The organism is Streptomyces sp. NPDC001002 (genome assembly GCF_053599215.1).
The window spans coordinates 87,137-103,765 of record NZ_JBSFLV010000002.1 but is presented as its reverse complement, the minus strand read 5'-3'; the positions used below and the strand labels follow the sequence as shown (position 1 = coordinate 103,765).

Genomic DNA, 16,629 nt, shown 5'->3' with positions numbered 1-16,629 from the left:
CGATGGGCGCGGGCCGGGCCGGCTGGCGGATGCACGGCATGAGCGTCGAGGGCTACCGGCACCGCAGAGACGGCCGGCCCTGCCAGGACGCGTGCGCGCACACCGTGTCGGGACAGGTCGCGGTGCTCGCGGTCGCGGACGGCGCGGGCAGCCGACCGCGCTCGGAGGAGGGCTCCCGGCTCGCGGTGGACCTGGCCGTCGAACACTTCGTACGCAGGTCATCGGCCGCCGTCGACACCTCGCCCGGCGAGGCCGTGCACGACCTGCTCGCGGACGCCTTCCACGACGTCACCAAGGTGTTCCTGGACACCACCGGAGCCTCGGCGACGGACTTCGCGACCACGCTCACCGTCGTCGTGCTGACCCCCGGCTGGCTAGGTCATCTCACCGTCGGCGACGGCTTCGTGGTGCTGCGGGCCGGGACGGAGGACGGAGAGCGGCAGTTCCACGCGCTGCCGCAGCCGGCCGCGGTGAGCGAGTACAGCAACGAGACGGTCTTCCTCACCTCGCCGGACGCGGCCCGCCGGATCCACACCGACTGCGTGTGCGACCCGCGCGTCGACGGGGTGCTGCTGTCCACCGACGGCCTCGCGCAGGCCGCCCTGTCCCGCTCGGCAGGGGGCGCGCCCACGCCCAACGCCTCTTTCGTGGACGCCGTCTTCCGCTCCCTGGACACCACTCCGGGCCCGGTCTCCGACAGCGCGCACGAGAACCTGGCCGCGCTGCTCAGGTCGGACCGGCTGACCGCGCTGAACGCCGACGACAAGACGCTGCTGCGGGCCGTGCGGGAGGTACGGGGATGAGCGGCCGGGTGGTGTATCTCGACGGCAAGCAGGCCCAGTTGGCCGAACTCCCGCTCAAGGGCGGCGGCCAGGCGGCGGTCTTCCCGGTCGAGGGCGACCACGGCACGGTCGTCAAGCTCTACCGCGAGCCGCCGGGCCCCGACCAGGAGCGGCGGTTGGCCCGGATGCTGACCATGTCCCCGCTCGCCGCCCGCCCCACCGACCGGTCCCAGCCGCCGGAGCTGGCCTGGCCGACCGCGATCGCCCGGGGTGCGGAGGGCGAGTTCCTCGGCTACGCCATGCACCGCTTCGGAGAGCCCGAACACGTCCAGCTGGTCGGTCTGTTCACCCGCGCCCAGCGGCTGCGGCTGTTCCCGGAGCGGGCGGACTGGCGGTTCCTGCTCGGCGTCTCCTGGAACCTCGCCTTCATGACCGCCCGCATGCACCACGACCACCTCGTCATCGGAGACTTCTCCAGCAGCAACGTGGTCGTCGACGCCAACGGCTTCGTCACCTTCCTGGACTGCGACTCCATCGCCTTCACCGACGCGGTCACCGGTGAGCCCTTCCCGTGCCTGATGCACACCACCGACTACTCGTCCCCCGAGCGCCAGGCCGGCGGCCCCGCCACCCGCGCCAGCGACGACTTCGCCCTCGCGGTCCTCGTCTACCAACTCCTGACGGCCGGCAACCACCCCTTCGGGGGCGTCCCGCACGAGAGCACCTCCGAGTCCACGGTCAAGGACAACATCGCCGCGAGCTGCTCCTACGTGGTGCGCCCCGAGTCGGTCGTCATCCCGCGCGGCACGGTCGACCCGTCCGTACTGCCACCGGAGTTGCTCACCCTGGCCCGCGCCGCCTTCGGCCCCGGCGTGCACGCCCCCGCCGCCCGCCCACCGGCGGAGGCCTGGCTACGGGCGCTCGACCGGGAGCGGGCCCGCATGCGCAGCTGCCCCAACCGCCCCCTGCACACCTACGGTTCGCACCTGCCGACCTGCCCCTGGTGCACGCGCGCGGCCCTGACCGGCCACGACGTGTTCAACGGCCCGGCACCGGTGCCGCTGCCACCTCCGGTTCCGGCGCCGGTCGTCCAAGAGCCCTCAGGCGGCGGCCGGTTGGGGGCGGTGAAGGTGGCGGTGCTGCTGCTCGTGGTGCTGGTGCTGATCGTGGTACTGGTCAGGATCCAGGCAGGATGACGCGGGCCCGGTGGCCGAGGGGTCGGCTCAGGCCCCCCGGCCTCGCTCCTCCAGATACCGCGTGTGCGACTCCTGCCGCCGCGCCTCCGTCTCCCGCAGGGACGAGGCCAGCCGGTCCGCCTCCTCCTGGAGGAGCGTCAACTGCCGTTCCAGGTGCCGCTCCGGCGGCTCCTGCCCCGGCGCCATCCGACTCCACCACCGGGTGCGTACGAAGGTGTCGACGGCCTCCGGGATGTCCTGGCGCACCGCCCGGGAGAGGGTGTGCAGGCCCTCGGGGTCCTGGCCCAGCAACTCCGTGGCCCAGCCCGGGTCGAGCAACGCGGCCAGCAGCTCGGTCAGTTCGGTGAGCCGGCCCGCCGCGGCCGGCGGCAGCTCGACGCCGGCGAGATAGCCGCCGAGCCGCTCGAAGTCCTCGCGCACCTCGTCGAGTTGGGCGGACGGGTCCGGGAAGGCGGGCGGCGCCGGGCGCTCCGGCGGGGCGATGAGCGCGCCCGCGCCGTAGAGGCCGACGACCACGACGGGCCAGTACGGTCCCGCCGCGCCGACGAAGGTCAGCACCACGCCCACCAGTCCGCAGGCGCTGCCGGTGATGTTCTTGCGGGACTCCAGGAACCCCACGAACCTACTGGTAGCCACGGATCTCCTCGAAGGCGCCGTCCAGCGAGCCCTTCTGGGCGTCGAAGAGGCGGCCGCCGGTCAGTTCGGCGATGTGCTCCAGCTCCGCCCGGTCGGAGTCGCCGAAGAGGATCGGGAAGACCGGGGTCTGCCGCTGCTGCGCGCCGAGCCCGCGGTAGAAGGCGTCGAAGTCAGCGGACTTGGCGCCGGTCGTGTTCTCGCCGTCCGTCATCAGCACGATCGACGTGAACGTGTCGTCGTCGGCGCCGAGATGGTCGTACGCCTTCTCCAGCGAGGAGAAGATCGCGGTGTCGCCCTGGGCGCTGAGCGCCTTGGTGTCCTTGCGGACGCCGTTCAGACCGGTCTGCGGGTCGGCCGGGTCGATCACATGGGTGCGGACGCTCTTCACGTCCGAGCCGAAGGGCATCAGCGTCACCTCCTCGCGGTCGCGGAAGTCCGCGGTGAGGTCGGTGAGCGCCTTCTTCAGCCGGGCGAGGCGGTCGCCCTTCATCGAGCCCGAGGTGTCGAGGACGTAGACCGTGCGGGAGGGGCGGCGCAGCTTGTTCTCGTAGGCGTCGAGGAGTCCGTCGGCGACGGATCGGCTGCCGGGGAAGGGCAGTTCACGGCGGCGGCTGGTGTCGAGGCCGGCCGCCGGCTTCACGGAGGGGACGACCGGGCGGCGGTGAGTGCGCTCTGTGATCTGCCGCTGGATCTCCGGGGTGCGCAGGGCCTCGGTCAGACGGCGGACCTCCTCGCGGGTCGCCGCGCTGGTGGCGGCGAGGGAGGAGAGCGGGTAGTCGGCGGTGACCACGCCGTCGGTGGGGCGGATCACGGTCAGACCGGGGACGCCCTTGAGGACCGACTCGTAGTTGAGCATCGCGTCGACGTTCCCCCGCCGCTCGTAGGCGGTCGCCAGCCAGCCCGACGAACCCGAGGTCAGCTGCTGCCCCTTGAAGAACTCCTTCAGCTTCGGCGTGGCCTTGGTGACGTCCGCGTCGGTGAGCGCGGACTGGGCGCCGGACAGGGCGGAAGCGACCGAGATCAGCGTGGAGAAACCGGAGTTGGAGCGGGCCGGGTCGGTCATGCCGTAGCTGAGCCGGCCCTCCTGCACGGCCTGCTCGACCTGCGACCAGGTGACGTGATCGGGCTGCCAGCCCAACTCCTTCACCACGGCCGTCTTCACGCCGATCGCGACCGGGCTGGACATGATCGACGTCTCCGACACGACCCGCTTCGCCGCCTCGGGCCGCAGTCGCAGATAGTCGTCCGAGGACAGCCACACCGCGTCGTACAGCCCGTCGGTGCCGCCCTTGGCGAGCAGGTCCACGGCGTCCAGGGTGCCCATGTAGGTGGGGCGGACGGTGAGTCCGGTGTCCTTGCGGACCTGGTCCAACACCGGTGTCATGTCGGCGAGTTCGCTGGAGGCGAGGACGCGCAGGGTGCCCGGCTGCGGGGAGTGGTCGTCGGCGGGGTCGGCCGCCTTGGGCGCAGTCGTGCAGGCGGTCAACAGGGCGGCGGCCGCGGTTACGAGGACGAGACCCCGTCTCATGAGAGCCCCCCTTCGAGCGCGCTCTGTGACCTGCTGCGCGCCAAGTAGCTGCTGGCGGACTGGAGTTCGGCGGTCAGGGACTCGACGGTCGAGGCCATCACCTCGGTCGCCTGGACCTTGTACGTGTCGATGGCGTCCAGCGTGCGGTAGATCTGCTGGAAGGCGGAGCGCAGGGTCTCGGCGCCCACGGCCGGGTCGGCGGCGATCCGCTGGATCTCCCCGCTCTGCGTGGCGAGCATCTCGGCGTTGCCCCGGATCAGGTCCTCGGTGGTCCCGCGCAACGCGTTGACCTGCTCGACGACCTTCTTCTGGTTGTCCAGCGCGGAGGCCAGCATCACGGAGATCCGCAGCGCCGACACGGTGGTCGTGGCCGCCCGGTCGACGCCCTTGATCAGCTCTTCGTTGTTGCGGCGTACGACGTCCATGGCGAGGTAGCCCTGGGCGCAGACCGCGAGTTGGGTGAGCAGGTCCTGGTGCTTCTGCCGGACGGGGAAGAGCACGTCGGCGCGGAGACTGTCGGCCGCCTCCAACTCCGCGACACCGGCGATGTGCTGCTCGACGGCCGCGTCCAGGGCCTCGGTCAGCACGACGTACTCCTGCAGCTTGCCCATGGTCTCCCAGAGGCGGACCCGCTCGGTCTGCAACGCGGCGTTGTCGCGCCGCAGTTCGTCCTGGCCGCCGCGCAGGGAGCCGACGATCTTGTTCAAGGTCCCTTGCGCGGAGGCGTACTTGGCGACGTGGTCGCGCAGCTTGTTGCCGCCGGGCAGCCGGGACAGGAACTTCCGCCCCTTGCCGGCCGGCATGTCCCGCGGATCCAAGTCCTCGACCACACGCCGGAGTTCGACGAGCGACCCGGCGACCTGGGACTGCGCGTCCCCGCCCTTGTCCGGCAGAGAGCGGACGGTCCGCTCCAGCATCCGGTTGGATTGTGCGGTCGCGGTACGCATCTCGCCGGCGCCGAGCGCGGTGATCTCGCCGACCTTGCCGGCGAACTCGGGTGAGCGGGCGTCGAGCGCGGCGAGCCCGTCGACGTACGCGGCGGCCTTCTGTGCCATGTCGGTGCGGACGGTGTCGGCGACGGGCACGAGCCCGCCTGCCTTCTCCCGCGGCACTGCGGTCACGGCCTCGGGCGGAGTGAGCGTGAAGGTGTCGTCGCTGCTGTGGCTGCTGTTCTGACTGGTGTTGTGATCGTTCACGTGTCTGTCCCCCCGTTATCCCTTCGCCCGGCGGGCCATCTCGTGCAGCACCGCGGAGGTGGGCACGGGCGCCTGCCGGACGCCGGTCAGTTCCTGCTTGAGATAGGTGCCGGCCGAGGCGAACTCGGTGGCGGAACCCTGCGGCCGAAAACCGTGCCGAACGGCGAGCTTGCGCAACTCCGGGTCCGTGGAGAGGAGTTGGGCGAGTGCCTGGCCGTTGTCGGTGAGCGGTACGACGGTGTGGTCGCTGTTGACGGTGGTGTCCGGGTAGAGCACGACGAGGTCGTCGGGCTGCTGTCCGTCCGCCAACAGGGCGGCGACCTGGGACTCGTAGACCAGCACGAGCGGATTCCCGGCCCCGCTGACGAAGTCCCGGAAGACGGCGTCCGAACTGGACTGCTGGGCGCCCTGCACGCTGACGAGCTTCTTCAGCAGAGGCTCGGTGCGATCGAGGTCGGACTCGCTCGCGACGACCCGCCCGCCGTTGGCCACGTAGGAGGCGGCGGCGAGGTAGAGGGCGCCGGAGTTGGAGGACGCGGGATCGGTACTGGAGATGAAGAGAGTCCCGCTCAACTCCCCATATTTCCCGGCCCCCTTGAGCTGCTGCCAACTGCGATCGTGCTTGGCGGCGTCGAGATAGGCGGCCATCTTCAGGGTGCCGCGGTGCTCGGTGTCGAGCGTGGCGAGGCCGTTGGCGGCGAGCACGTCGGCGGCGCTGCGGTGGGCCACGACGACGAGGGGCGAGTAGAAGGGGCGGGGGAGGGCGCCGCGCACTTTGTAGCGGGCGGCGAGCTCGACGGCGGGTGCCTGACTGGAGGGAAAGGCGAAGTCGTACCCGTCCAGGTCCAGCCCCTCCATGGCCCAGGACCCGGAGGTCTCGGCCTTCACGGTGTAGCCCTTGGCGGCGAGGGCCTTCACCACGTCGGGATCGGCGAAGAAGTCCGCCTTCTCCGATCCGATCACGCCACGCACGGTCTTCGTTGCCGTGCCCTGGTCCTCCGTGTGCCGCCCTGCGACGACGGCTGCCACCACGCCGCCGATCAGCAGAACCGCGAGGACGATTCCTGCGATACGTCTCACGCCGGGGAGCGTGCTCCCGGAACCCCATGTTCCAGTGCTTACCGGGTGAACGGGGGGTGAAGTGGCGGTCCCGGAACACAACGGACCGGCTGCGCCGCTTCAGCAGGGGGTGAGTGGAGGCTGGTTCGGCACCGCCGGGGCGCGCCGCGGTGGCTGATCGCCGCGGCGGCGGAAAGGAGGGGGCGGCGAGAAGTGGGGGCGGGGAGAAGATGATGCGGCGAAGAAGAGCGGGTGGAATGTGCGGCCGGTTCGGCACCGCCGGGGTGCGCCGCGGTGGTTGATCGCCGTTGCGGCGGAGAAGAGTCAGCGGGAGTAACAGGGGGCGCCGGAAGAGATTGGGTGGGGACAAGAGGGGGCGGCGCAATGGGGCGTTCGGCGGTGCAACGCCCTCAGGGGCGCGGGGAACTGCGCGGCCGGCCACGACGGAGCCGCAGCCGCAAGACCGGCCTAACCCCTACGGCGATACCGCGGACGCGCTCAGCGGGACGCCAGTTCCAGGGGAGCCAGCGCCGCCGCATGCGCATCCATCCGCTCCGCCGCCAGAATCGCCGCCGCCGTGTCCGCCCGCGACGCCGCCACCACCAGCGCCCGCCCCGCAAGGGCATGCGCCCGCTGGTGCAGAGCCGTGAGGTCGGTGTCGCGCGGGGTCACCGCCATGCGGACCGGCGCCGTACCGCCCCGCAACCGACCCACCTGCGCGGCAAGCCGCTCCGCCGCCTCGTCGAGGTCGCCGGAAGGCTCCAGCACACGCAACTCGTCCGTCACCGCCAGCAACGCCGAGAGATGCCCCGCCAGTTGGATGTCCAGCTCGTCCTCACGCGACCGGTGGGGGAAATCGGCCGCACCGGCCACCGTGCTGTGGACCGACTTCGTACGGATCGGCTCGTACATGGGGATAGCCTCCTGTGGCTGCCAGGAAACCATCCTACCTTAGATCCCGTCTAAAGTTTAAAGTTGACCGTAACCGTCGAGGAAGTTCCCGATCCGCCCCACCGCATCCCGCAGATCCCCGGCCGTCGGCAGCGTCACCACCCGGAAGTGATCCGGCTCGGGCCAGTTGAACCCGGTCCCCTGGACGACCATGATCTTCTCCTGGCGCAGCAGATCCAGCACCATCCGCCGGTCGTCCTTGATCTTGAACACCTTGGGGTCGAGCCGCGGGAACAGATACAGCGCCCCCTTCGGCTTCACGCAGCTCACCCCCGGAATCCGCGTGAGCAACTCGTACGCCACATCCCGCTGCTCCCGCAGCCGCCCACCCGGCAGCACCAGGTCATTGATCGTCTGCCGTCCGCTCAGCGCGGCGACCACCCCGTGCTGCCCCGGCATGTTCGCGCACAGCCGCATGTTCGCGAGGATCGTCAGACCCTCGATGTAGGAGTCGGCGTGCGCGCGCGGACCCGAGATCGCCATCCAGCCGACCCGGTAACCCGCCACCCGGTACGCCTTCGACATGCCGTTGAAGGTCAGCGTCAGCAGATCCGGCGCGACCGCCGCGGTCGGCGTGTGCGTGGCGTCGTCGTACAGGATCTTGTCGTAGATCTCGTCGGAGCAGACCAGCAGGTTGTGGCGCCGGGCGATGTCGGTGAGCCCCTTGAGCATCGCCTCGTCGTACACCGCCCCCGTCGGGTTGTTGGGGTTGATGATGACGATCGCCTTGGTGCGGTCGGTGACCTTCCGCTCCACGTCCGTGAGGTCCGGCATCCAGTCCGACTGCTCGTCGCAGCGGTAGTGCACGGCGGTGCCGCCCGACAAAGAGACCGCGGCCGTCCACAGTGGATAGTCCGGCGCGGGTACGAGCACCTCGTCGCCGTCGTCCAGCAGCCCCTGCATCGCCATCACGATCAGCTCGGACACGCCGTTGCCGATGAAGACGTGTTCCACGTCGGTCTCGATGCCGAGCGTCTGGTTGTGCATGACGACCGCCCGGCGCGCCGCCAGCAGGCCCTTCGCGTCGCCGTACCCGTGTGCCGAGGAGACGTTGCGGAGGATGTCCTCCAGGATCTCCGGCGGGCACTCGAAGCCGAACGCGGCGGGGTTGCCGGTGTTCAGCTTGAGAATGCGGTGCCCGGCCGCTTCCAGCCGCATCGCCTCCTCAAGAACCGGGCCCCGGATCTCGTAACAGACGTTGGCGAGCTTGGTCGACTGGATCACCTGCATGTCTGGGAGCTTACGGCTCGGTAACGCCCCCCGGGTCGTGCTTTCCACCACATGAGACATGGCAGGTGTCGCGCGTAGATCACCTGTACACAACTCGCGCATGCCTTCTTGTCGTGGCACCCCCTTGTCGTGAAGATGTCCATGACAAAAACGTGAAAGCGACCGGAAGATCTCCGGGCGCTCGCGTTTCCAGAGGGGACCCCCACATGAAGAAGCCTCTCCTTGCCACGCTCTTCACCCTGGCCATCGCCGGGGCGGGCATGGCACCCGCGGTCGCCGCGCCCACCACGGCGCCGGCCGAGAAGGCGGCCGTCGAGAAGGCCGCCGCGCCCACCATCCAGGCCGTCAACTTCGCCGGCACCGTCTCGCTCAGCAACTGCTCCGGTTCCGTCATCCGCTTCCCCAACTCCGTGTCCACCGACCCGGCGCTGGTGCTGACGAACGGCCACTGCCTGGAGACCGGCTTCCCGGCGGCCGGCGAGGTCATCGTCGACCAGGCCTCCACCCGTACCTTCGGGCTGCTCAACGCCTCGGCGACCAGGGTCGGCACGCTGCGCGCCAGCAAGGTCGCCTACGCGACCATGACCGACACGGACGTCACGATCTACCAGCTCACCACCACGTACGCCTCGATCCAGAGCACCTACGGGATCTCCCCGCTGACCGTGCAGAGCACCCACCCGACCGCCGGTACCGCGATCACCGTCGTCTCCGGGTACTGGAAGCGGACCTACGCCTGCAACATCGACGGGTTCGTCTACCGCCTCAAGGAGGGCGACTGGACCTGGAAGGACTCGGTCCGTTACACCTCCGCCTGCCAGACCATCGGCGGCACCTCCGGTTCGCCGGTGCTCGACAACGCCACCGGGCAGGTCGTCGCCGTCAACAACACCGGCAACGAGGACGGCCAGCGCTGCACCGAGAACAACCCCTGCGAGGTCGACGCGAACGGCACCGTGACCGTCCGCCAGGGCATCAACTACGCGCAGGAGATCTACAACATCCCCGCCTGCTTCACCACGGGCAACAAGCTGAACCTGAACGCCAGTTCCTGCACCCTGCCCAAGCCGTAGGTCCAAGCCGTGAGCCCCAACCCGTAAGCGGTCAGGGGCGGGTGGTCCGCCGCACCGCCCGCCCTGCCAGTACGTCCGTCCGCCGTCCGTCCTCGATCACGAACCGTCCGTCGACCAGGACGTGCGGAATGCCCGTCGGCAGCCTGCGCGGATCGGCGAAGGTCGAGCCCGCCGCCACCGTCGCCGGGTCGAAGAGGACCAGGTCCGCCCGGTACCCCTCGCGGACCAGGCCCCGGTCCGGCAGCCGCAGCCGGGCCGCCGGGCGCGAGGTGAGATGCGCGACGCACTCCTCCAGCGACAGCACGCCCAACTCCCGTACGTACCGCCCGAGATACTGCGGGAAGGTGCCGTACGCCCGCGGGTGCGGCTTCGCGCCCTGCAGGATGCCGTCCGAGCCGCCGGTGTGGACGGGGTGGCGCATGATCGCCTGCACGTTCTCCTCGTGGCCCACGTGCTGGAGGATCGTGGGTCCCAGGCGGTCCGCCAGCAGGAGGTGGCGCGCCACCGTCCACGGCGTCTCGCCGCGGGCGTCCGCCGACTGCTGGACCGTGCGGCCCACATATCCCGCCAAGGCCTCCGTGCCCACGCCCGAGATCTCGATCGTGTCCCACTCGATCGGTACGCCGTGGCAGCCGTCCGAGCCGACGACCTCCACGTGGTGCCGGATCCGCTCGGCCGTCCCGTCGTCCGCGAGACGCTTCAGGATCGCCTCCGGGCCGCCCTCGCTCGCCCAACTGGGCAGCATCGCCACGAGGGTTGTGCAGCCGGGGGTGTAGGGGTACGTGTCGAGCGTGATGTCCGCCCCGGACGCCAGCGCCTCGTCCAGGAGGGTCAGCAACTCCGGTGCCCGGCCCTTGTTCACGCCGAAGTTCATGGTGGCGTGGGCGAGATGGAGCGGGCAGCCCGCCTCACGGGTCAGCTCCACCATCTCCTCGTACGCCTCCAGGGCTCCGGCTCCGTACGAGCGGTGGTGCGGGCAGTAGTAGCCGTCGTAGGACGCCACCACCCGGCACAGCTCGGTCAGTTCGGCGTCCTTGGCGTACATCCCGGGGGTGTACGTCAGCCCGGACGACAGGCCGACCGCGCCCTGCTCCATGCCCTCGGCCACCAACTGCCGCATGCGGTCCAGTTCCTGGGGCGTGGCCTCGCGGTCCTCCCAGCCGACGGCGAGCATGCGGACCGTGCCCTGCGGGATCAAGTAGGCCGCGTTGACCGCGATCCCGCGGCCCTCGAAGCCGTGGTCCAGCCGGTCCAGGTACTCGCCGACCGACCGCCAGTCGAAGTCGATGTCGTCGCCGTACCCGTTCCAGCCGCTGATCGAGCGGCGGACCTCGGCGAGCGTGCGGTCGTCGACCGGCGCGTACGACAGCCCGTCCTGGCCCAGGACTTCGAGCGTGACCCCCTGCGCGGCCTTCGCACTGTGGTCCGGGTCGCGCAGCAGGGCCAGGTCGCTGTGCGCGTGCATGTCGATGAAGCCGGGGGAGAGGGTCAAGCCCTCCGCGTCCAACTCCCGCACGGCTTTCGGGCGTTGGCAGCCCGCCGCCGCGGCCTCCTGGACGATCGAGACGATCCGGCCCTCGTCGACCACCACGTCGGCGCGGTACGAGGGTGCGCCGGAACCGTCGACGACGTCCGCGTCCCGGATGACGAGCTGCTCCACGAACCCTCCTAGAAGAACGTGCGGATGTAGTCGACGACCGTCCCGTCCGCCTCGGCCAGCGGGATCAGCGGCCACTTGTCGAAGGTCGTGCACGGGTGGGACAGACCCAGGCCCAGCCAGTCGCCGACCCGCAATTCGGCCTCGGGGGTGGTGGTCAGCCAGGTGTGCTGGTCGGACAGGGCGGGCACCGAGATGCCGGTGGCCGGGTGCTCGGTGCCGTCCCGGCGGACGACCTGGGGGAAGGGCAGGTCGAGGTCGTAGGCCGCGTCGCGCTTGCCGCCGTTGGCGAAGGCCTGCTCGGGGGAGGGGCGGGAGACGACCTGCGTCCACAGGCGGAACGCGGGCTCCAGCGCGCCCTCTTCGGGGACCCGGTTGAAGGGGGTGATCTTGCGGTAGTGGCCGTCGTCGTGCGAGACGTAGGCGCCCGAGCGCAGCAACTTCAGTACGGGCACGGAGAGTTCGGGGATCTCGGCGAAGACGTCGGCCACCGCGTCGAACCAGGCGCTGCCGCCGGCGCTGACGACGATCTCGTCCAGGCCCTTGAAACGGCCCGCCTTGTCGAACTCGGCGGCCAGGGCGACCAGTCGGCGCAGATAGCCGCGCACGCGCTCCGGGTCGGCTCCCGGTACCTCGCCCTCGTAGCCCGCGACACCGACCAGCCGCAGGGTGCCGGTGGCGGCCACCGCGTCGGCCACGGCCGCGCACTCCGCCTCGGTGCGGACGCCGGTGCGGGCGCCCTCGCCGGCGGCGAGTTCGACGACGACGTCCAGCGGACGCGGGGACCCTTCGAGGGCCGCGGCCATCAGCTCGACGCCGGGTACGGAGTCGACGTAACAGATCAGGCGGAGGTCCGGGTCGGCCGCCAGCTGACCGGCGATCCAGCGCAGGGCCGCCGGGTCGACGAGTTCATTGGCGAGGAAGAGCCGCTGGAAGCCGAAGGCACGGGCCACGCGGAGCTGGTGGGGGAGGGCGAGGGTGATGCCCCAGGCGCCGCGGTCGAGCTGGCGGCGGAAGAGCTGCGGGGCCATGGAGGTCTTGCCGTGCGGGGCGAAGGCGAGGCCGTGGCGGGTCGCGTACGTCTCCATGAGCGCGAGGTTGTGCTCCAGGCGCTCGGCGGACAGGGCGAGCAGGGGCGTGGTGAAGCCGCCCGTGAAGAGGTTGCGGCGCTCGGCGGTCAGCTCGCCGACGGTCAGGCCGTCCGCGTCCGGCGGGAGGCCCTTGAATCGGTGGTCGACGCGTTCCTCGGCGAGTCGGTCGAGTGCCTCGGTGTCCATGGGACCTCCCTGATCTGGTCTGTTGCGATATCTGCAATGGCCATTGCGTATAGCGCTTACGGCTGTCTAACATCTCGGCCAACGCGGGGTCAACGGAGCCGCCGGAACCCCCTCACCCAGGAGCTACGACGATCGTGACCGCCACCGGACCCGGCAAGGCCCCCGACGTCGTGGACGTCGTAGCGCTCGGCGAGTCCATGGTGACCTTCCTGCCCACCCGGCCGGGCCGCCTCGCCGACGTGCCCTCCTTCGACCGTGCCATCGGCGGCGCCGAGTCGAACGTGGCCTGTGTGCTGGCCGCGGCCGGGCATTCGGTCCGGTGGGTCAGCCGGGTCGGGGCCGACGGGTTCGGCGACCACCTGGTCGAGACGATCGGGGCGTACGGCGTCGACGTCACCGCCGTGGGACGGGACCCAGAGCGGCCCACGGGCGTGTACTTCCGCACGGCCGGCGACCGGGCCACCGACGCCCACGAGGTCGCGTACTACCGGGCCGGTTCCGCCGCCTCCGCGATGACCGTGGACAACGTGGACCTGGCCGCCGTACGCGCCGGACGCGTGCTGCATCTGTCCGGGATCACCGCGGCCCTGGCCGAGGGCTGCGCCGACCTCATGCGCGAGCTGACCGTCCTGCGCCACGGCCGCCCTCTCGTCTCCTTCGACGTCAACCACCGGCCCGGCCTTTGGCGCACCCCCGACGGCCCGCAGACCACGCTGGAGCTGGCCCGCGCCGCCGACCTCGTCTTCGTCGGCGAGGACGAGGCGCAGGAGGTGTGGGGGCTGGTGGGCGCCGACGCCGTGCGCGCCGCGTTCCCCGACCCCTCGGTGCTCGTCGTCAAGCAGGGCGGGCAGGGCGCGACCGTCTACGACCGGACCGGCGCCACCTTCGTGCCCGCCCCGCACGTCGACGTCGTCGCCGCCGTCGGCGCCGGGGACGCCTTCGCCGCCGGCTTCCTCTCCGCCACCCTGCGCGCACTGCCCGTCCGCGACCGCATCCGGCACGGCCACCTGATGGCCGCCGCCGCCCTCACTGTCCCCGGCGACCTCGCCGTGCCCCCGGCCCGCGACCACGCCGACCGGCTGGTCGCCCTCGACGACACGGCGTGGGAGAGACTTCGACTCGGCCCCGGCTGGACAGCAGCCGCAGAGCGGGCCGACGAGGAGGTACGTACGCCATGAGCCAGACCGTCGACCGTGCGCTGAGCATCCTGCCGCTGCTCGCCGAGGGGCCCGCCGACCTCGGCCAGGTCGCCGAGCGGCTCGGCGTCCACAAGTCCACGGCCCTGCGGCTGCTGCGCACCCTGCACGAACACGGCCTGGTCTACCGCCAGTCCGACCAGCGCTACCGCCTCGGCGCCCGCCTCATCGCGCTCGCCCAGGAGGCCATGGAGAACCTCGACATCCGCGAGATCGCCCACCCCCACCTCGTACGCCTCAACGAGCAGTGCGGACACACCGTGCACCTCGCCGTGTACGAGGAGCACGAGGTGCTCTACATCGACAAGGTGGAGAGCCGCTACCCGGTGCGGATGTACTCGCGGATCGGCAAGCCCGTCGCCATCACCGTCGCCGCCGTCGCCAAGCTGCTCCTGGCCGACCTGCCCGAGGGCGAGCGGCGGGTGCTCGCCGACGAGCTCGACTACCCCATGTACACGGCCCGGTCCACGCCCAACGCCCCTGCATTTCTGAAGGAGTTGGACAAGGTGCGCGACCAGGGCTGGGCCACCGACCTCGGCGGCCACGAGGAGTCCATCAACTGCGTCGCGGCCCCCATCCGCGGCGCGGACGGCAAGGTCGCCGCCGCGATGTCGGTCTCCGCGCCGAACGTCGTGGTGACCGCCGACGAACTCCTCACCCTGCTACCGCTGGTGCGCCGCACGGCCGACGCGATCAGCGGGGAGTACTCCGGAAGAACGCCCGCATCAGCACCGGCATCACCACCAGACAGGAACACCGTATGACCGACAAGATCGCCCTCACCCCCAAGACCCACACCGCTCCGCCCGCGAAGTTCTCGCACGGCGTGCGGAAGGGCAACATCCTCCAGGTCGCCGGCCAGGTCGGCTTCCTCCCGGCCGAGGAGGGCAAGCCGCCCACGCCGGCCGGCCCCACCCTGCGCGAGCAGACCCTCCAGACCCTCGCCAACGTCAAGGCGATCCTGGAGGAGGGCGGCGCGAGCTGGGACGACGCGATGATGATCCGCGTCTACCTGACCGACGTCGACCACTTCGCCGAGATGAACGCGCTCTACAACGCGTACTTCGAGGAGCAGGGCCTCACCGCGCCGCCGGCCGCCCGTACGACGGTCTACGTCGGCCTCCCCGCGGGTCTGCTCATCGAGATCGACGCGCTCGCCGTCCTGAGCTGACGGCTCCTCAACTCCCGCACGCCGTACACGGCATGGCACCTCCCCGGGTGCCGTGCCGCGATCCCCCATGCCCGAAAGCCCGATGTACTTACCCAGAGGACCCCCACCCATGTCCCATCCGCTCGCCGCGACAGCCCCCGCCGAGACCCCACCCCACACCGGCGGTCTCCTCCTCCTTCTCGACGGCACCGCCGGTCTGCTGACCGTCGCCGCCATCGGCATCGCGCTCCTGCTCTTCCTGATCATCAAGGTCAGGCTCCAGCCGTTCGTCGCTCTCCTCGCGGTCTCCATAGCCGTCGGCCTGATGGCCGGTCTCTCGGTCACCGAACTCTTCGGCACCGTCCAGCGATCGGACGCCGTGTCGACCATCGAGTCCGGGATGGGCGGCATCCTCGGCCATGTCGCGATCATCATCGGCCTGGGCACGATGCTCGGCGCGATCCTCGAAGTCAGCGGTGGCGCCGAGGTGTTGGCGTCCCGGCTGCTCAACCTCTTCGGCGAGAAGCGCGCGCCGCTCGCGATGGGTCTGACCGGCCTGATCTTCGGCATCCCGGTCTTCTTCGACGTCGGCATCTTCGTCCTGGCACCGATCGTGTACGCGGCGGCCAAGCGCGGCGGCAAGTCGATCCTGCTCTACTGCCTGCCGCTGCTGGCGGGCCTGTCCATGACCCACGCCTTCCTGCCGCCGCACCCCGGCCCGGTGGCCGCCGCGGGGCTGCTCCACGTGGACCTCGGCTGGGTCATCCTGATGGGCATCGTCTGCGGGCTGCCCGCGGTGCTCGCCGCCTGGGTGTTCTCGGCCTGGGTCGGCAACCGCATCTTCGTCGCCGTACCGCAGGACATGGTGGAGGCGGCTGCGGAGGCCAAGGAAGCGGTGCTGTCCGAGCAGCGCGAGTCGGGGGTGGAGCCGCGGGAGACGCCGGTGCCGCTGGGCACGGTGCTCGGCATCATCGGCACGCCGCTGATCCTCATCCTGGCGGCGACGTTCTCCTCGATCGCCCTGGACCCCTCCACGGGCCGCTCGGTGATCGAGTTCTTCGGCCACCCCTTCGTGGCGCTCACGATCGCCCTGTTCCTGGCGTACTACCTGCTGGGCATCCGGCGCGGCTGGTCCCGCAAGTCACTGGAGACCGTCTCGACGGCCTCCCTGAAGCCGGTCGGCAACATCCTGCTCGTCGTCGGCGCGGGCGGGATCTTCGGCGCGGTCCTCAAGGCCAGCGGGGTCGCCCAGGCCCTCTCGGACACCTTCAACGACGTCGGCCTCCCGGTGATCGTCCTCTCCTACCTGATCTCCCTCGTCCTGCGCGTCGCCCAGGGCTCGGCGACGGTGGCCATCGTCACGACGGCGGGCATCGTGGCCCCGCTCCTCGCGGAGGGCGACCACTCTCAGGCCTTCGTCGCCCTCGTCATCATGGCCATCTCGGCCGGCTCCATCTTCGCCTCGCACGTCAACGACGGCGGCTTCTGGATGGTCGCCAAGTACTTCGGCATCACCGAACGCGACACCCTCAAGACATGGACGGTCCTGGAGTCGGTCCTGTCGGTGGCGGGCTTCGCGGTGGCGGCGGTGGTGAGCGTATTCGTGTAGGGGCCGGGTGGCGGTGATCGTCACGGCCGGCCGGCGAGGATTGCCGGCCGGCCGTGGGCGGTCGCTGCCGCTGTGTCGCGCGCGTTGGC

15 protein-coding genes are annotated in these 16,629 nt (G+C 70.8%); 7 read left to right on the top strand and 8 right to left on the bottom strand.

Annotated elements, in window-relative coordinates; genetic code table 11:
- The first annotated feature begins 2 nt into the window (after positions 1 to 2).
- Positions 3 to 803: a PP2C family serine/threonine-protein phosphatase gene (locus ACWDR3_RS01850; protein ID WP_450349954.1), complete on the top strand. Its 801-nt coding sequence runs from the start codon at positions 3 to 5 to the stop codon at positions 801 to 803.
- Positions 800 to 1,978, top strand: a complete 1,179-nt coding sequence (locus ACWDR3_RS01845; protein WP_450349952.1) for a hypothetical protein — start codon at positions 800 to 802, stop codon at positions 1,976 to 1,978. Before ACWDR3_RS01850 ends, ACWDR3_RS01845 begins: the two co-directional genes overlap by 4 nt.
- 27 nt (positions 1,979 to 2,005) lie before the next feature.
- Here ACWDR3_RS01845 and ACWDR3_RS01840 read toward each other — a convergent pair whose 3' ends face one another.
- The 6 genes from ACWDR3_RS01840 to ACWDR3_RS01815 form a co-directional block, all read right to left on the bottom strand.
- Positions 2,006 to 2,614 carry a hypothetical protein gene (locus ACWDR3_RS01840; RefSeq protein WP_450349950.1) on the bottom strand — a complete coding sequence of 203 codons (609 nt, stop codon included), beginning with the start codon at positions 2,612 to 2,614 and terminating at the stop codon, positions 2,006 to 2,008.
- Positions 2,601 to 4,142: a substrate-binding domain-containing protein gene (locus ACWDR3_RS01835; RefSeq protein WP_450349949.1), complete on the bottom strand. Its 1,542-nt coding sequence runs from the start codon at positions 4,140 to 4,142 to the stop codon at positions 2,601 to 2,603. The genes ACWDR3_RS01840 and ACWDR3_RS01835 overlap by 14 nt, the downstream gene beginning before the upstream one ends.
- Positions 4,139 to 5,338, bottom strand: a complete 1,200-nt coding sequence (locus ACWDR3_RS01830) for a toxic anion resistance protein (protein ID WP_450349947.1) — start codon at positions 5,336 to 5,338, stop codon at positions 4,139 to 4,141. The genes ACWDR3_RS01835 and ACWDR3_RS01830 overlap by 4 nt, the downstream gene beginning before the upstream one ends.
- 15 nt (positions 5,339 to 5,353) lie before the next feature.
- Positions 5,354 to 6,418 carry a hypothetical protein gene (locus ACWDR3_RS01825; RefSeq protein WP_450349945.1) on the bottom strand — a complete coding sequence of 355 codons (1,065 nt, stop codon included), beginning with the start codon at positions 6,416 to 6,418 and terminating at the stop codon, positions 5,354 to 5,356.
- A gap of 477 nt (positions 6,419 to 6,895) precedes the next feature.
- Entirely contained in the window at positions 6,896 to 7,309 is a 414-nt protein-coding gene (locus ACWDR3_RS01820; protein ID WP_450349943.1) for an SCO4983 family protein, read from the bottom strand.
- A 57-nt stretch (positions 7,310 to 7,366) separates the two neighbouring features.
- Positions 7,367 to 8,578, bottom strand: coding sequence for a pyridoxal phosphate-dependent aminotransferase (locus tag ACWDR3_RS01815; RefSeq protein ID WP_450349941.1), 1,212 nt, complete (start codon positions 8,576 to 8,578; stop codon positions 7,367 to 7,369).
- Between the two features lie 206 nt (positions 8,579 to 8,784).
- Here ACWDR3_RS01815 and ACWDR3_RS01810 point away from each other — a divergent pair, with 206 nt between their 5' ends.
- Positions 8,785 to 9,651: a S1 family peptidase gene (locus tag ACWDR3_RS01810; RefSeq protein ID WP_450349939.1), complete on the top strand. Its 867-nt coding sequence runs from the start codon at positions 8,785 to 8,787 to the stop codon at positions 9,649 to 9,651.
- Positions 9,652 to 9,682: 31 nt separating this feature from the next.
- Here ACWDR3_RS01810 and ACWDR3_RS01805 read toward each other — a convergent pair whose 3' ends face one another.
- Both ACWDR3_RS01805 and ACWDR3_RS01800 read right to left on the bottom strand, forming a co-directional pair.
- Complete coding sequence (locus ACWDR3_RS01805; protein WP_450349937.1) at positions 9,683 to 11,311, bottom strand: N-acyl-D-amino-acid deacylase family protein; 1,629 nt, start codon at positions 11,309 to 11,311, stop codon at positions 9,683 to 9,685.
- 8 nt (positions 11,312 to 11,319) lie between these two features.
- Entirely contained in the window at positions 11,320 to 12,585 is a 1,266-nt protein-coding gene (locus tag ACWDR3_RS01800) for an amino acid deaminase (protein WP_450349936.1), read from the bottom strand.
- A gap of 134 nt (positions 12,586 to 12,719) precedes the next feature.
- On the opposite strand from ACWDR3_RS01800, the gene ACWDR3_RS01795 reads away from it, so the two are divergent.
- The 4 genes from ACWDR3_RS01795 (at position 12,720) to ACWDR3_RS01780 (ending at position 16,540) form a co-directional block, all read left to right on the top strand.
- Positions 12,720 to 13,763 carry a sugar kinase gene (locus tag ACWDR3_RS01795; protein WP_450349935.1) on the top strand — a complete coding sequence of 348 codons (1,044 nt, stop codon included), beginning with the start codon at positions 12,720 to 12,722 and terminating at the stop codon, positions 13,761 to 13,763.
- Positions 13,760 to 14,545, top strand: coding sequence for an IclR family transcriptional regulator (locus ACWDR3_RS01790; protein WP_450349933.1), 786 nt, complete (start codon positions 13,760 to 13,762; stop codon positions 14,543 to 14,545). The genes ACWDR3_RS01795 and ACWDR3_RS01790 overlap by 4 nt, the downstream gene beginning before the upstream one ends.
- A complete protein-coding gene (locus ACWDR3_RS01785; RefSeq protein ID WP_401713536.1) occupies positions 14,542 to 14,952 on the top strand; it encodes a RidA family protein in 411 nt (136 codons plus the stop codon). The genes ACWDR3_RS01790 and ACWDR3_RS01785 overlap by 4 nt, the downstream gene beginning before the upstream one ends.
- 109 nt (positions 14,953 to 15,061) lie before the next feature.
- Positions 15,062 to 16,540: a GntP family permease gene (locus tag ACWDR3_RS01780; RefSeq protein WP_450349931.1), complete on the top strand. Its 1,479-nt coding sequence runs from the start codon at positions 15,062 to 15,064 to the stop codon at positions 16,538 to 16,540.
- The last annotated feature ends 89 nt before the right edge of the window (positions 16,541 to 16,629 follow it).

Coding starts and splice junctions, on each gene's coding strand:
- ACWDR3_RS01820 (WP_450349943.1), bottom strand. CDS start 7,309: ATGTACGAGCCGATCCGTACGAAGTCGGTCCACAGCACGGTGGCCGGT.
- ACWDR3_RS01800 (WP_450349936.1), bottom strand. CDS start 12,585: ATGGACACCGAGGCACTCGACCGACTCGCCGAGGAACGCGTCGACCAC.
- ACWDR3_RS01835 (WP_450349949.1), bottom strand. CDS start 4,142: ATGAGACGGGGTCTCGTCCTCGTAACCGCGGCCGCCGCCCTGTTGACC.
- ACWDR3_RS01790 (WP_450349933.1), top strand. CDS start 13,760: ATGAGCCAGACCGTCGACCGTGCGCTGAGCATCCTGCCGCTGCTCGCC.
- ACWDR3_RS01815 (WP_450349941.1), bottom strand. CDS start 8,578: ATGCAGGTGATCCAGTCGACCAAGCTCGCCAACGTCTGTTACGAGATC.
- ACWDR3_RS01785 (WP_401713536.1), top strand. CDS start 14,542: ATGACCGACAAGATCGCCCTCACCCCCAAGACCCACACCGCTCCGCCC.
- ACWDR3_RS01810 (WP_450349939.1), top strand. CDS start 8,785: ATGAAGAAGCCTCTCCTTGCCACGCTCTTCACCCTGGCCATCGCCGGG.
- ACWDR3_RS01780 (WP_450349931.1), top strand. CDS start 15,062: ATGTCCCATCCGCTCGCCGCGACAGCCCCCGCCGAGACCCCACCCCAC.
- ACWDR3_RS01845 (WP_450349952.1), top strand. CDS start 800: ATGAGCGGCCGGGTGGTGTATCTCGACGGCAAGCAGGCCCAGTTGGCC.
- ACWDR3_RS01850 (WP_450349954.1), top strand. CDS start 3: ATGGGCGCGGGCCGGGCCGGCTGGCGGATGCACGGCATGAGCGTCGAG.